Annotated in this window: 12 protein-coding genes; 8 read left to right on the top strand and 4 right to left on the bottom strand. The window is 45.7% G+C overall.

What is annotated here, in order from left to right; genetic code table 11:
* Positions 1 to 192: 192 nt before the first annotated feature.
* Positions 193 to 363, top strand: a complete 171-nt coding sequence (locus tag C942_RS25270) for a hypothetical protein (protein WP_198287459.1) — start codon at positions 193 to 195, stop codon at positions 361 to 363.
* An 8-nt stretch (positions 364 to 371) separates the two neighbouring features.
* Here the strand turns inward: C942_RS25270 and C942_RS02340 are convergent, their stop codons facing one another.
* Positions 372 to 1049 (bottom strand): HAD family hydrolase, encoded by a 678-nt coding sequence (locus C942_RS02340; RefSeq protein WP_007462011.1) that lies wholly within the window; start codon positions 1047 to 1049, stop codon positions 372 to 374.
* Positions 1050 to 1329: 280 nt separating this feature from the next.
* Entirely contained in the window at positions 1330 to 2040 is a 711-nt protein-coding gene (ubiG, locus tag C942_RS02345) for a bifunctional 2-polyprenyl-6-hydroxyphenol methylase/3-demethylubiquinol 3-O-methyltransferase UbiG (RefSeq protein WP_007462014.1), read from the bottom strand.
* Positions 2041 to 2768: 728 nt separating this feature from the next.
* Between ubiG and gyrA the strand changes: the two genes are divergently transcribed.
* The 3 genes from gyrA to C942_RS02360 all read left to right on the top strand — a co-directional run bounded on the left by gyrA (position 2769) and on the right by C942_RS02360 (position 8163).
* On the top strand, positions 2769 to 5405 hold the full coding sequence (gyrA, locus tag C942_RS02350; RefSeq protein WP_007462018.1) for a DNA topoisomerase (ATP-hydrolyzing) subunit A: 2637 nt from the start codon (positions 2769 to 2771) through the stop codon (positions 5403 to 5405).
* Positions 5406 to 5675: 270 nt separating this feature from the next.
* Positions 5676 to 6758 carry a 3-phosphoserine/phosphohydroxythreonine transaminase gene (gene serC, locus C942_RS02355; RefSeq protein ID WP_007462021.1) on the top strand — a complete coding sequence of 361 codons (1083 nt, stop codon included), beginning with the start codon at positions 5676 to 5678 and terminating at the stop codon, positions 6756 to 6758.
* Between the two features lie 148 nt (positions 6759 to 6906).
* On the top strand, positions 6907 to 8163 hold the full coding sequence (locus C942_RS02360; RefSeq protein ID WP_157372534.1) for a DUF5666 domain-containing protein: 1257 nt from the start codon (positions 6907 to 6909) through the stop codon (positions 8161 to 8163).
* A 74-nt stretch (positions 8164 to 8237) separates the two neighbouring features.
* Here the strand turns inward: C942_RS02360 and C942_RS02365 are convergent, their stop codons facing one another.
* Positions 8238 to 8756, bottom strand: a complete 519-nt coding sequence (locus C942_RS02365; RefSeq protein ID WP_036798391.1) for a lipocalin family protein — start codon at positions 8754 to 8756, stop codon at positions 8238 to 8240.
* A 333-nt stretch (positions 8757 to 9089) separates the two neighbouring features.
* Here C942_RS02365 and C942_RS02370 point away from each other — a divergent pair, with 333 nt between their 5' ends.
* Positions 9090 to 9764: a hypothetical protein gene (locus tag C942_RS02370; protein ID WP_007462024.1), complete on the top strand. Its 675-nt coding sequence runs from the start codon at positions 9090 to 9092 to the stop codon at positions 9762 to 9764.
* A 103-nt stretch (positions 9765 to 9867) separates the two neighbouring features.
* Here C942_RS02370 and C942_RS02375 read toward each other — a convergent pair whose 3' ends face one another.
* A complete protein-coding gene (locus tag C942_RS02375; RefSeq protein WP_007462025.1) occupies positions 9868 to 10293 on the bottom strand; it encodes a nucleotide triphosphate diphosphatase NUDT15 in 426 nt (141 codons plus the stop codon).
* A gap of 145 nt (positions 10294 to 10438) precedes the next feature.
* Here C942_RS02375 and aroA point away from each other — a divergent pair, with 145 nt between their 5' ends.
* The 3 genes from aroA (at position 10439) to rpsA (ending at position 14430) form a co-directional block, all read left to right on the top strand.
* Entirely contained in the window at positions 10439 to 11719 is a 1281-nt protein-coding gene (gene aroA / locus C942_RS02380; protein WP_007462026.1) for a 3-phosphoshikimate 1-carboxyvinyltransferase, read from the top strand.
* Between the two features lie 257 nt (positions 11720 to 11976).
* Positions 11977 to 12660 (top strand): (d)CMP kinase, encoded by a 684-nt coding sequence (gene cmk / locus C942_RS02385; protein WP_007462027.1) that lies wholly within the window; start codon positions 11977 to 11979, stop codon positions 12658 to 12660.
* Positions 12661 to 12759: 99 nt separating this feature from the next.
* On the top strand, positions 12760 to 14430 hold the full coding sequence (rpsA, locus tag C942_RS02390) for a 30S ribosomal protein S1 (RefSeq protein ID WP_007462029.1): 1671 nt from the start codon (positions 12760 to 12762) through the stop codon (positions 14428 to 14430).
* Positions 14431 to 14489 lie beyond the last annotated feature (59 nt).

Genomic DNA, 14489 nt, shown 5'->3' on the forward strand with positions numbered 1-14489 from the left:
TTCCCAGTATTTCTTTAATAACAGCGTTTTTTGCAACTTTAACGATAACGTTAGCAAAGATTGTGATCTTTGTTACATTTATCACTTGTGGGCAAAAACACTATATATTGGGGTGTTGAGCTTATTTGGTTACAAGATAGTGATGTGTCGACCTTTTTGCAAGGTGGGAAATTTTAAGCAGCTGTGGATAACATGGGGATTCGCAAAAATAAGTTAGTGCCTACCAACCGATTTAAGCAGGCACGCCAATATAATAGAAAAAATCAACGAAAAATCGCAGCAAAAAAATACACAAGAAAAAATTTTTTCCTTGATTTTTATCAATTTTATACACTCGTTGAGGGTCGTGACTTGGTTGCTTAATTATTGACTTATCTGAGCGATTTTTGGTGTTCGAGAACATCAATCAGTGACTCCGGCTGGGCAAGAATACCTGAAGCCTGCCAGCTGTCCGGCGCATGGCGTTCTCCTATATAGCCCCAACCGGCAACATATCCGGACATACTAGCGGCTCTGGCTGCGATCATGTCTTTTTCAATGTCACCGACATAAGCACATTGATGGTGGGAGGCTCCCAATAGTTCACAAGCATGTAGCAATGGTTCGGGGTGGGGTTTGGCAACACTGAGGGTATCGCCGCAGACAACAGTTTGTGCTTTCATCAGCTCCGGGAAAAAAGGAAGCAGTTGCTCTGTTAGGAAACCGGGCTTATTGGTCATGATCCCCCATGGGATCTTTTCTAACTCTAGGTAGGTAAGTAGCGAGGTGATTCCGCTATAGATGGAGGTACCATCACAAATGTTCTGCTGATAATAGTTGATGAATTGTTGTCTGAGCTGACTGTGATCCAAGTGTGATGGAACTGTGCCGAAGCCGGCAGTAAGCAGTCCTTTGGCGCCGTAGCTGGTGTTAGCCTGGATTTGCTCTTCAGTTAGCGGACCATAGTCATAATCGGCAAGTACCTTGTTAGCGGCATCTGCCATATCAGGCGCGGTATCCAGTAAGGTACCGTCGAGATCAAATAATACTGCCATTATCGGTGAACTCATCGTGAATATCCTTATCTGTGAGACTGATTAAATCAATTGGTATCTACTATACGCCTTATCTATGGGGTTAGCTTATGGCTGCAGAACAAAAAACAAGCAGGAGCGTCAGTGTTGTGAACCATCTTAACTATTGTAGTAACAGGCGGGTTGAGCTTCGTAACAGAGTGATTGGCTTGTTGAATTGTGGGCGGGGGATAGAAAGAGAGGATGCTGGCTGGCATCCTCTCTTCTTTATGTCTCTTTGATACGTATCTTGGACGATAACGTTAGCCGTGAAAAATTATTCTGGCTTAACGGTATGGATGATGTAGTTGACGTCCACGTTATTACCCAACCAGTAATTGTCCGTTAGTGGGTTGTAATGAAGGCCGGTGATATGACGCTCTTCAAGTGGGGTCTCGTCAATCATACCTAACAGCTCAGACGGTCGAATAAACTTATTGTGGTCATGGGTGCCTTTTGGCACCAGTTTCAGCAGTTGCTCTGCACCGACAATCGCAAACAGGTAGGATTTCAGGTTGCGGTTCAGTGTCGAGAAAAAGACGTGACCGCCCGGCTTGACCATTTTGGCGCAAGAAGCAATCACAGACGCCGGATCTGGAACGTGTTCCAGCATTTCCATGCAGGTGACGACGTCATAGGTTGCCGGGTGCAGTTCGGCGTGCTCTTCTGCAGTGCGCTGGACATATTCCAGTTTAGTGCCAGTTTCCAGAGCATGCAGGCGGGCTACGGTTAATGGCTCTTTGCCCATATCCAGGCCTGTAACTTCTGCACCTTCAACGGCCATGCTTTCAGCCAGGATGCCGCCGCCACAGCCAACATCGAGGACTTTTTTGCCAAACAGGCCACCGGCATTATCAATCACATAGTTCAGGCGTAGAGGGTTGATTTGGTGCAGGGGCTTGAATTCACCCTCCATGTCCCACCAACGGGATGCCATTTCTTCAAATTTACTGATTTCAGCCGGATCGACATTTAACTGTTTGGTCATTCTTATTGCCATTCATCATCAATTGATGGCGCTATTATAGCGGAACCGTCGCGACTTGAAATATTTGATTCGATAGCGGGTTTTGCCTGACTTGTTCCCTTGTGTTGTACTGATGACAGTTCAGCATAGACAAGTGAGTTTTATTCCTGACTAAAAGATAGAAACTCAGGTTCAAATGAGCCGGAAGATAAGGTCATGGCAGCGAGAATGAGTATCAGAATATATTTTCCGCCAATGATGCATAGTCCGATAGTATTGATTGCTTTTCCTAACATAACGACCTCACTTATTTTTGTGTGTTAAAAATTAGAGTGCAGGCCCGTTTCGAACAGCTAAACGGCTGGGTGCAAAGACAATTCTACGCTTCTGTTAAAGGATAAAAGTGACCATGATCGGGCTTCTTCCCAGCATGATGGCGCTTAATGCGTTAATTTGCATAAACGGATATCGGGTCGGAATTTTACAATTGGTAGCACTTTATATTTTGGTGTGATGACTTTCACTTCAGTGTTTATGAATCACAAGGAAGTGTTTTGCCTGAAAAATAACCATTCAACTCGGAAAGAGCTTAAGAGAGACATAAGTTTGTGTCTGATTTTTGGTAAATCCGCTAAATTACTCACAACATAAATAGTGAAAGGTGTGCCTATCTGGGCCGATTTGTGCTATATTCTCGCACCTTGCACGTATAGATATACGACAGAAATTACCTGAGGGATATTGGCTCCATGAGCGATCTTGCAAAAGAGATCACGCCCGTAAATATTGAAGAGGAGCTGAAAGGCTCATACCTCGACTATGCGATGTCAGTCATCGTTGGTCGTGCTCTTCCGGATGTGCGTGATGGCCTTAAGCCTGTACACCGCCGCGTATTATTCGCGATGAATGTGCTTGGCAATGACTGGAATAAAGCATACAAAAAATCAGCCCGTGTGGTTGGTGACGTAATCGGTAAATATCACCCGCACGGTGATAGCGCGGTTTACGACACAATCGTACGTATGGCGCAACCTTTCTCTCTCCGCTACATGCTGGTGGATGGTCAGGGTAACTTCGGTTCTATCGATGGTGACTCTGCGGCGGCAATGCGTTATACCGAAGTGCGCATGGCAAAAATTGCCCACGAGCTGCTGGCCGACCTGGAAAAAGAGACGGTTGATTATGTGCCTAACTACGATGGCACTGAGCAGATCCCGGCAGTATTGCCGACAAAGATCCCGAACCTTCTTGTTAACGGTGCGTCTGGTATCGCCGTTGGTATGGCGACGAATATTCCGCCACACAACCTGGGCGAAGTTATCGACGGCTGTCTGGCTTACATCAATGATGAAGACATCACCATTGATCAGCTGATGGAATACATCCCGGGCCCGGACTTCCCGACCGCAGCATTGATCAGTGGCCGTAAAGGCATTGTTGACGCTTATAAAACGGGTCGCGGTAAGATTTACATGCGCTCAAAAGCTGATATCGAAGCGGACAAGAATGGCAAAGAGACCATTGTTGTTACAGAGATTCCATATCAGGTAAACAAAGCTCGTCTGATCGAAAAGATTGCTGAGCTGGTTAAAGATAAGAAAGTTGAAGGTATCAGTGCACTGCGCGATGAGTCTGATAAAGACGGTATGCGTATTGTTATTGAATGTAAGCGTGATGCTGTAGGTGAGGTTGTACTGAACAACCTGTATGCACAGACTCAGCTACAAACAACATTCGGTATCAACATGGTTGCACTGGCTGATGGTCAGCCAAAACTGTTCAACCTGAAAGAGATGCTGAAGTGCTTCGTCGATCACCGCCGTGAAGTGGTGACTCGTCGTACTATCTTCGAATTGCGTAAAGCTCGTGACCGTGCTCATATCCTTGAAGGTCTGGCACTGGCGCTGGCGAACATCGATGAAATCATCGAGTTGATCAAGAATGCTCCGACTCCGGCTGAAGCGAAAGCTGGCCTGGTTGCTCGTGGCTGGGATCTGGGTAACGTTGCAGCGATGCTGGAGCGTGCCGGTACAGATGCTGCTCGTCCAGAATGGCTGGAAGAGCAATACGGCATCCGTGACAACAAATACTACCTGACTGAGCAACAGGCTCAGGCTATTCTTGACCTTCGTCTGCACAAGCTGACTGGTCTTGAGCACGAGAAGATTCTTGGCGAATACAAGACGTTGCTGGAAGAAATTGCAGAATTGCTGCACATCCTGTCTAGCTCTGAGCGTCTGATGGAAGTGATACGTGAAGAGTTGGAACTGGTTAAAGAGCAGTTCAACGATGCGCGTCGCACTGAAATCACAGCAGCAAGCCATGACATCGATCTGGAAGATCTGATTAACCAGGAAGATGTAGTGGTGACCCTATCTCACGAAGGTTACGTGAAGTATCAGGTACTGAGCGACTACGAAGCTCAGCGCCGTGGTGGTAAAGGTAAGGCGGCAACGCGAATGAAGGATGAAGACTTCATTGAACGTCTGCTGGTTGCCAATACCCACGATACAATTCTGTGCTTCTCTAGCCGTGGTCGCATGTACTGGCTGAAAGTTTATCAGCTGCCACATGCAACTCGTACTGCACGCGGTAAGCCGATTGTTAACATCCTTCCTCTGGAAGAAGACGAACGTATTACTGCTATCCTGCCAGTGAAAGAATATGAAGAAGACAAGTTCGTATTCATGGCAACGGCAGACGGTACAGTTAAGAAGACACCGCTGACTGACTTCAGTCGTCCTCGTAGTGCCGGTATTATCGCAGTGAACCTGCGTGATGGTGACTCGCTGATCGGCGTTGACCTGACAGACGGTTCTGATGACATCATGCTGTTCTCTTCTGCGGGTAAAGTTGTTCGCTTCTCTGAAGATCAGGTTCGTGGCATGGGCCGTACAGCGGCTGGTGTACGCGGTATCAAGCTGGCTGAAAACGACCAGGTTGTTTCACTGATTGTTCCTCAGAATGAAGGTGATGTACTGACTGTAACTGAAAATGGTTACGGTAAGCGTACTGAGCTGAGCGAATACCCAACCAAGAGCCGTGCAACTCAGGGCGTTGTGTCTATCAAGGTTTCAGAGCGTAACGGTAGCGTTGTAGGTGCGGTACAGGTTGAGGAAGGTGACGAGTTCATGATGATCACCAACGGCGGTACACTGGTTCGTACCCGTGTAGCTGAGGTGAGCCGAGTGGGTCGTAACACCCAGGGTGTTACCCTGATCCGTACTGCTGACGACGAGCAGGTTGTTGGTCTTCAGCGTATCGATGAGCCGGAAGAAGACGAGCAGGACATCGAAGAGGCTGTAATAGCCGAAGGTGAAACTGCAGAAGTGTCAGAACAACCGGCAGCCGATTCTGAAGCCGATGAATCAACTGACGAAGAATAATTGCTTTAGTCATTTGTTCTGATAAAAACGCAGCCTATGGGCTGCGTTTTTTTGTTTTCAGCATTTATTTCCTGTCCACTTAATTGCTTTTCCTGCGAAAGATATCAAGAAAGACTTTTCTCTTATGCAATAAAGGTGTAAAAACAAAGACCTGATCTCCGTCACATCTTGAGGCGGACAGAGTCAAAGATAGGTCGTGTGGTTTACGGTTGATAAATCACAATGCCTTTTAAAACCAATGTTTTATACAGCAGGAGCAAGTCTTACATCATGGAAAAGGTCTATAACTTTTGTGCTGGTCCGGCAATGATCCCAGCAGACGTTATGAAGAAAGCACAGGAAGAGCTGGTGAACTGGAATGGTCTAGGGACATCCGTGATGGAAATCAGTCACCGTAGTAAAGAGTTCATTGCGGTGGCTCAGCAGTCAGAACAGGACTTGCGTGATCTGCTTGCTATTCCTGATAACTACCATGTGCTTTTCTGCCACGGTGGTGCACGTGGTCAGTTTGCCGCAGTGCCGATGAACCTGCTGGGTGATGCTGAAACGGCTGATTACATGGATGGTGGTTACTGGGCTCATAGCGCTGCAAATGAAGCGCAAAAGTACTGTCAGCCGAATGTTGTTGATATTACCTGTGAGCGTGACGGTAAGCGGGCTATTTTGCCTGCTTCTGAGTGGCAGCTGTCTGATGATGCGGCGTTTGTTCATTTCTGTCCGAATGAAACCATCGATGGTATCGAAATCCGCGATCTGCCGGATACGGATAAGCCTATTGTTGCCGATATGTCTTCAACTATTCTGTCACGTAAGATTGATGTTTCTAAGTACGGTGTGATTTATGCCGGTGCGCAGAAAAATGTGGGTCCGGCCGGCCTGACAATTGTCATTGTCCGTGATGATTTGCTGGGTAAGGCCAAGCAGATCTTGCCGAGTATCCTGGATTACACCGTGCTGGTTGATAAAGAGTCAATGTTCAACACACCACCGACTTTTGCCTGGTATCTGGCTGGTGAGGTATTCAAGTGGCTGAAAGCGATTGGTGGTGTTGAAGAGATGCAGCGCCGCAATGAAGCGAAAGCCAAGATTTTGTATGATTTCGTTGATCACTCTGATTTCTACCGTAACGAGATCCACCCGGACAATCGTTCCCTGATGAATGTACCTTTCCAGTTAAAGAGCCCTGAACTTGATGCTTTGTTCCTGGAACAGGCTGATGCGGCAGGTCTTAAAGCACTGAAAGGTCATCGTGCAGTAGGTGGTATGCGAGCATCAATTTATAATGCAATGCCGATTGAAGGTGTGCAGGCATTAGTCGACTTTATGGCGAAGTTCGAGCAAGAGCACGCATAACCTTCTGAAATATAATAATGAAGCCTCTCTGTTGAGAGGCTTTTTTTATGACTCGCAACTATTGTGTTCCTTTTCTTATTTTCGCTTTCAGGAACTACACAGGGATTGCCTACATTTAAGATTGGGTAAACTCCTTGAGAATAGAAAAATGAGAGCGTTAGTTTACGTAGTAATAGGGGGTATTTTGCTGTCCGGCTGTGGAGGTGACGGTTCTGATTCTTCGGCTGATGGTTCGGGTTCGGTATCCAAAATTAACGGTACCGTTGATACGATTTCTTATACTGCTCTACAGCTTAGCGTTAATGGTCATGAGCTTGATGCATCTGATTCTGATGTGAGTTACAACGGACAAACTTTCAATTTTGATTTTGTCACTACGGGGATGCAGGTTGAAGTCAGTAACCAGAACGATATTGCACAGGAAATTGTTCTGAAACCAATTGTAACCGGGGCTGTAAGCGCGTTATCTGCTGATTCTATAACTGTCAACGGGATTACTTTTAACTTTTCTGCAAGCGGAGTGGAGGTTGGTGACTGGGTTATGCTGTTCGCCCGGCTCCACCCAGATAATACCTGGTCGGTCACTTCTTTAAATCAAATTAATCCATTGCTTAATGCTGAAATTGAAGGTGTCCTTACCGGTGTTGACCAAAACGGAACGAGAACGGCTTTGTTGGGAACCGTTCTGGTTGATTATAGTAATGCCACGATTGAAGATGACCGTGCATTAGAGAATGGTATGTGGGTTGAAATATACGGACTGTTTAGTAATGGTCGCTTTGTGGCTTTTTCAATTGATATTAAGGACCCACAGGATTTTAACGGACTGGAATTTGAAGGTGTGGTGACCTGGGTCAGTGATGACAAGACGTTGTTTGAAGTCGCAGGATATTTATTAGTTAATATCAACAGTAATACTGTATTTGATGATGGTACTGCTAATAACCTTCAGGCTGGTGCTATTGTTGAGTTGGATTTAGTTCAGTCCGGTAGTTCGCTTATTGCCACTAAGGTCGATTTTGAAGATCAGGTTGTGGCACCTGATAACCTTGAATTCAAGGTGGAAGGAGAGGCCCGCTTCTCTAATGGCGTAGTGTCGATAAATGGTATCCCTTTTGAAGTTAATACCGGAACACGTTTTGATGACGGACTGACGCTTAACAACCTTGATGGTAGCTGGGTTGAATTAAAAGGAAAGAATATCAATAACCAGCTGGTGCTGAAAGTAATCGAGCCGGAATCCCGAGATAATGAAATCAGCCTGGAAGGACCGGTAGAAAACAACACTCTGTGGGGTTACTCCTCTTTAGATAATTCGCTGGCAACCTTCAACGGGCAGTGGGTAGATATAGAGTGTTCACGTAATGGTAATGTTCTGACCTTATGTCGGCTTGATTTGAATTAGTAAAAAAGCCATTGGTTAATACGATGGTTTGTAGTGAAGTGGCTCCATCATGTTAACTTTTATCAGGTTAAAACTTACTGAGTTGTCATGATAATTTGGCTGGTATCAAAGCCCTTTTGTCTTGCGATAGTTAAGTAATATTGCAATTTTTCTTGTGGTAGAGATTTGTTGCGGGAAAGGATCCAAAAATAATCCGTGTTATACCCACTGACTAAAGCTGTGGAGTAGTCAGGCTCAAGATAAAACACCACATAACTACCGTAGAAAGGGCCGAAAAAAGAGACCTTGAGATGGGCGATATCTGGTGATCCGACAAATTTCGCTTTGCCTTCGGCTTCTTTCCATTCACCAGCCTCTTCATTGAATCCTCTGTTTATCACTTTTACTGAACCATCATCATTAAGCGAATAAGTAGCGGAGATCTGTGACAGTCCACGTTCAAAGCTGTGGTCTAGGCGGGCAATTTCGTACCAGGTGCCAAGATAACTTTCTATGCTAAATGGTTTCACCGGAGTGACCTGTACTGGCATGCCAGTACATCCTGTCATTCCGAACAAAATAACAGTAGCAAGAAATCGGGTGATTTTTCGCATCTTACAATCTCTTTTTACAGGTGATTAGATAGCTTCTTTATTTATTGCTTTGTAACTGACTTGATACGCCTGTTTCTATACGTATGTAGTGTAAATCTTCGAGCATCTGTCCAGCACTGAAGAAGTATTGATATGAATGCTAGTTGTGTTGATAGGAGACAGAAATAATCAACACCATTCTATATATATTTATGCAATTAACATCAGATGTAAATCACAAAGACTGTAAGAAAATCAATCACTAGGATAAACACAGTTTCCCTCTACAGAAACAGTAATTGCTCATTTTTCGAGTATTATGTTGCAAAAAATTTGCGAGGGATGGGCAGAACAATGATGAACTCAGATGTACATAATAATAAAGCATCAGATTTTCAGTTATTGAACTTAGCTAGCTGTGATATGAAGAACCTGGCATCGCTGTTCAATGAGAACAAGGCGAATCAGCAACAAGATGTCACTCGCTATCTGGTGTTTAAGCAACAGGCTCCGCACTTTTATTCATTAAGAAAGCATCGTATTGACGTCAAAGCATTTGAAGGTGTTACTGACGGTGAGCATATTTCTATTAATTCACCAATGACAGATTCTGCTGTAGAAGAGATTGATGTTGATTTCCCGCTGGCACGATATCGTGCAGTTAATCGCCATACGATTTTTAATCTGTTGCTTGCATTGAAAGAACAGCATGAATACCACACTCTCAATATTCGTCTGCCTTTGTGGGGAATCGCCTCGGAGAATGAGCTGAAAGATATCGTTAAGCTCTGTCTGGTTGCTGGTGCTGATAATCTGGTAGTTCCTTTCGATACCGACTCCGAAAAGCAACATCAGAGTTATACCTCTTTAGTTCTTGTGCTGATTAAACGCCTTTTTGTAACCGAAAGTTGCGGCATCATATATAGCGGTTTGACCTCATTACCGGCAATGGAACGAATTGTTGCCTTGTCTCAAGATGAGCTAGGGGATAAGTGGGTTGAAGGGACTTTTCTTAAGTTTGAATGTTAACAACAAACTACGTCTCATCTAAAAAAACGGTGTTCCTGACACCGTTTTTTAATGCGCTCGCGATAACTGCGGGCCTATAACTTTTCGTTCAGTCGTGGGCTGCTCAATTCAGACAGAATCGTTGTTCAAGGTAGCAACGGATGGATTGTTCGCTGGCATCAAAATGAGGTTGGGGTAGGTTGGCAGGATCGACCCATAACCAGCCTTCACAATTATCGGGCTCCCGTAGCTCCGGCTCCCCAGTGAATTCAGTAACAAGCAAAGCAATGCTGATATAGTGCTTACCTGACTCGTGGTAAGTTTCCAGGTTATTGGTAACAGCGATAACATGTGGGTTTTTAATTAGCAGTCCGGTTTCCTCTTCGACTTCCCGAGCCGCGCATTGACTGAAGGTCTCTCCAATTTCCATGTGGCCGCCGGGAATGGAATAATAGGGCGCATGGCTGTTTTGTCGCTTACCAACCAGTACTTCCCCTTTGCGGTTTACGATAATCACACCGATACCTACCATAGGTGTTTCTGCTGCCACAATTGCTCCTTATTTTGAATGAGGCTCCCGGGGGCTAAGCATACCATTTTCTGCCTGAAGTAATTGACTGAATCAGTACTAGCGGACTGAGACATTATTCGCTAATCTGCTGGAACGCATAAAATACAGGATCGAATACAAACAGATGGAAAGTTTAACGTTACAGCCGATAAATCAGATTAATGGCGAAGTAAATCTGCCGGGGTCGAAAAGTGTTTCTAATCGTGCGCTATTGTTAGCTGCACTAGCACAGGGTACCACGCGCCTCACTAACTTGCTTGATAGTGATGATATCCGCCACATGCTGAATGCATTGAAACAGCTGGGCGTAAACTATCAGCTTTCAGACGATAAAACCGTCTGCGAAGTTGAAGGCTTGGGGGCTGCCTTCCATCCGTCTCAGGCTCTTGAGTTGTTTTTGGGGAATGCAGGTACTGCTATGCGTCCGTTAGCTGCAGCTCTTTGTCTGGGAAGCGGTGAGTTTGTGCTGACGGGTGAACCACGTATGAAGGAGCGTCCGATTGGCCACCTAGTGGAAGCGCTTCGCACGGCTGGGGCTGATATCACTTACCTTGAACAGGACAATTATCCACCGTTGAAGATCAATGGAACGGGCCTGCAAGGTGGTCAAGTTGAAATTGATGGTTCGATCTCCAGTCAGTTTCTGACTGCGTTTTTAATGTCAGCACCGATGGCGAAAAGCGACACCGTCATTCGCATTAAAGGCGATCTAGTTTCTAAACCTTATATTGATATCACGCTGCAGATTATGTCGCAGTTTGGTGTGTCTGTTGAAAATCGTGACTATAAAGAGTTTGTTGTTCCTGCTGGACAGACATACATAGCACCGGGTGACTTCCTGGTTGAAGGTGATGCGTCGTCAGCATCTTACTTTTTGGCGGCCGCCGCGATTCGTGGCGGTGAAGTGAAAGTTACTGGTATTGGAAAGAAAAGCATCCAAGGTGATGTTCAGTTTGCAGATGCACTGGCCGCGATGGGGGCTGAAATCGAGTGGGGGGATGATTACGTGATTGCCCGCCGCGGAGAGCTGAAAGCTGTCGACATGGATTTTAACCACATTCCGGATGCTGCGATGACTATCGCGACCACGGCACTGTTTGCTGAAGGCACGACCTCTATTCGCAATGTGTATAACTGGCGGGTTAAAGAGACTGATCGACTGGCAGCAATGGCCACCGAACTTCGCAAAGTTGGCGCTGAAGTTGAAGAGGGCTATGACTACATTACGATTACACCACCGTCAAAATTAACGCATGCTGCGATCGATACTTATGACGATCATCGTATGGCAATGTGTTTCTCGCTGGTGGCACTGAGTGATATGCCGGTGACGATTAATGATCCTAAATGTACGTCTAAAACCTTCCCTGATTATTTCGACAAATTGGCTCAGTTGAGCAGCTAAGTCGGAAGGTTAGTAAGTCATTGATTCAAGCCCGCCTCTGGCGGGTTTTTTTGTACAGAAATAGAACCAAGTTATTCTTTGTCCTACAAATTCTCAGTTGGTAACGGTCAAATCTCGAACGGTGAATTCCTTTGTTTTAATAGTACTTCGTTAATTTTTCCCGTATAATGCGCCCCCGTTTGTGAAGGGTATAATGCAACGCAAAACGAATGCATTTCATTATATCGCTTTAAGTTATAACAAGTTCGGAGAAAACTATGTCTACAGATGCTCCAGTGATCACTGTTGATGGACCAAGCGGCGCCGGTAAAGGTACCCTGTGTATGCTATTGGCAGATAAACTGAGCCTGAATTTACTTGATTCCGGCGCTATTTATCGTGTTCTGGCTTTGGCTGCGATTCATCACGGTGTTGATCTTGAGTCTGAAGACGCGTTGGTTCCTTTAGCTGCACATCTGGATGTTCAGTTTGTGGCTGAAGGCGAGCTGGTAAAGGTTGTTCTTGAAGGTGAAGATGTTTCTTCTGAGCTGCGCAAGGAAGAAACTGGCATGGCGGCATCAAAAGTGGCTGCTTTGCCTCGTGTGCGAGAAGCGCTGCTTCGTCGTCAGCGCGCATTCAGTGAGGCTCCGGGCCTGGTTGCTGATGGTCGAGATATGGGAACAGTGGTCTTCCCTCAGGCTGAAGTTAAGATTTTCCTCGATGCAAGTGCTGAAGAGCGCGCGAATCGCCGTATGAATCAGTTGCAACAGAAAGGCTTAGATGTTAACTTTGACCACCTTTTGAAAGAAATTCAGGAACGTGACTACCGAGATCGCAATCGTGCGGTCGCTCCGTTGCGTCCCGCGGCTGATGCTTTGGTGCTAGACTCTACTGAGATGTCAATAGAGCAGGTAACTGCCCAGGCATTGGCTTATATTGAAACAAAATTATCGGCTGAGTAATCAGCGTGATGGCGTCGGTATCATGGATGATGATCGACTTTACTTCCAACCCCATGCGGTAGGATACCCATGGTTGTTAATCAAGTTGAAGATTAAATAATGACTGAATCTTTTGCTCTACTTTTTGAAGAGTCTCTAAACGAACTAGAAACACGTCCAGGCGCGATCGTTAAAGGTACTGTTGTAGCTATCGAAAACGGTTACGTACTGGTTGACGCAGGCCTTAAGTCTGAGTCTTCTATCCCAGTTGAAGAATTCAAGAACGCTGCTGGCGAACTTGAAATCGAAGTTGGCGCAGAAGTTGACGTTGCTCTAGACGCTGTTGAAGACGGCTTCGGTGAGACTAAACTTTCTCGTGACAAAGCTAAGCGCCACGAAGCTTGGATCCAGCTTGAAAAAGCTTACGAAGATGCTGAAACTGTTGTTGGTATCATCAACGGTAAAGTTAAAGGTGGTTTCACTGTTGAACTTAACGGCATCCGTGCGTTCCTACCAGGTTCTCTAGTAGACGTACGTCCAGTTCGTGACACTGCTCACCTAGAAAACAAAGAGCTAGAGTTCAAAGTAATCAAGCTAGACCAGAAGCGTAACAACGTAGTTGTTTCTCGTCGCGCAGTTATCGAATCTGAAAACAGCGTTGAGCGTGATGAACTTCTTGCTTCTCTACAGGAAGGCATGGAAGTTAAAGGTATCGTTAAGAACCTTACTGACTACGGTGCGTTCGTTGACCTTGGTGGTGTTGACGGTCTTCTACACATCACTGACATGGCTTGGAAACGCGTTAAGCACCCATCTGAAATCGTTAATGTTGGCGACGAGATCAACGTTAAAGTTCTTAAGTTCGACCGTGAGCGTACTCGCGTATCACTAGGTCTTAAGCAGCTAGGCGAAGATCCATGGGTAGCTATCGCTAAGCGTTACCCAGAAGGTACTAAGCTTTCTGGCCGCGTAACTAACCTAACTGACTACGGCTGCTTCGTTGAAATCGAAGAAGGCGTTGAAGGTCTTGTTCACGTTTCTGAGATGGATTGGACTAACAAGAACATCCACCCATCTAAAGTTGTTAACGTGGGCGACGAAGTTGAAGTTATGGTTCTTGATATCGACGAAGAACGTCGTCGTATCAGCCTAGGTCTTAAGCAGTGTAAAGCTAACCCATGGCAGTCATTTGCTGAAATGCAAGCTAAGGGCGACCGCGTAACTGGTAAGATTAAGTCTATCACTGACTTCGGTATCTTCATCGGTCTTGAAGGCGGCATCGACGGTCTTGTTCACCTATCTGACATTTCTTGGAATGTTGCAGGTGAAGAAGCAGTTCGCGACTTCAAGAAAGGCGACGAAATCTCTGCAGTTGTTCTAGCAGTTGACGCTGAGCGTGAGCGTATCTCTCTAGGTATCAAGCAGATCGAAGAAGACCCATTCAACGGCTACGTTTCTGTAAACAAGAAAGGTGCTCTAGTAACTGGTACTGTTACTGCAGTTGACGCTAAAGGCGCAACTATCGAGCTAGCTGAAGGTGTTGAAGGTTACCTACGTGCTTCTGAAGCATCAGTTGACCGTGTTGAAGACGCAACTCTAGTTCTTTCTGTTGGCGATTCAGTTGAAGCTAAGTTCACTGGCGTTGACCGTAAGAACCGCGTAATCAACCTATCTGTACGCGCTAAAGACGTTGCTGAAGAGCAAGAAGCAATGGCTGCACTGAACAAGCAAGATGATGCTGCATTCGGTAACGCTATGGCTGACGCTTTCAAAGCTGCTAAAGGCGAATAATTGAGCATAGGGGGAGGATTTTTCCCCCTAAGCGGTTATACTATTGAGAAACATACTAA

The organism is Photobacterium marinum (assembly GCF_000331515.1).
GTDB lineage: Bacteria > Pseudomonadota > Gammaproteobacteria > Enterobacterales > Vibrionaceae > Photobacterium > Photobacterium marinum.

Coding starts and splice junctions, on each gene's coding strand:
- C942_RS25270 (WP_198287459.1), top strand. CDS start 193: ATGGGGATTCGCAAAAATAAGTTAGTGCCTACCAACCGATTTAAGCAG.
- C942_RS02340 (WP_007462011.1), bottom strand. CDS start 1,049: ATGAGTTCACCGATAATGGCAGTATTATTTGATCTCGACGGTACCTTA.
- ubiG (WP_007462014.1), bottom strand. CDS start 2,040: ATGACCAAACAGTTAAATGTCGATCCGGCTGAAATCAGTAAATTTGAA.
- gyrA (WP_007462018.1), top strand. CDS start 2,769: ATGAGCGATCTTGCAAAAGAGATCACGCCCGTAAATATTGAAGAGGAG.
- serC (WP_007462021.1), top strand. CDS start 5,676: ATGGAAAAGGTCTATAACTTTTGTGCTGGTCCGGCAATGATCCCAGCA.
- C942_RS02360 (WP_157372534.1), top strand. CDS start 6,907: ATGAGAGCGTTAGTTTACGTAGTAATAGGGGGTATTTTGCTGTCCGGC.
- C942_RS02365 (WP_036798391.1), bottom strand. CDS start 8,756: ATGCGAAAAATCACCCGATTTCTTGCTACTGTTATTTTGTTCGGAATG.
- C942_RS02370 (WP_007462024.1), top strand. CDS start 9,090: ATGATGAACTCAGATGTACATAATAATAAAGCATCAGATTTTCAGTTA.
- aroA (WP_007462026.1), top strand. CDS start 10,439: ATGGAAAGTTTAACGTTACAGCCGATAAATCAGATTAATGGCGAAGTA.
- cmk (WP_007462027.1), top strand. CDS start 11,977: ATGTCTACAGATGCTCCAGTGATCACTGTTGATGGACCAAGCGGCGCC.
- rpsA (WP_007462029.1), top strand. CDS start 12,760: ATGACTGAATCTTTTGCTCTACTTTTTGAAGAGTCTCTAAACGAACTA.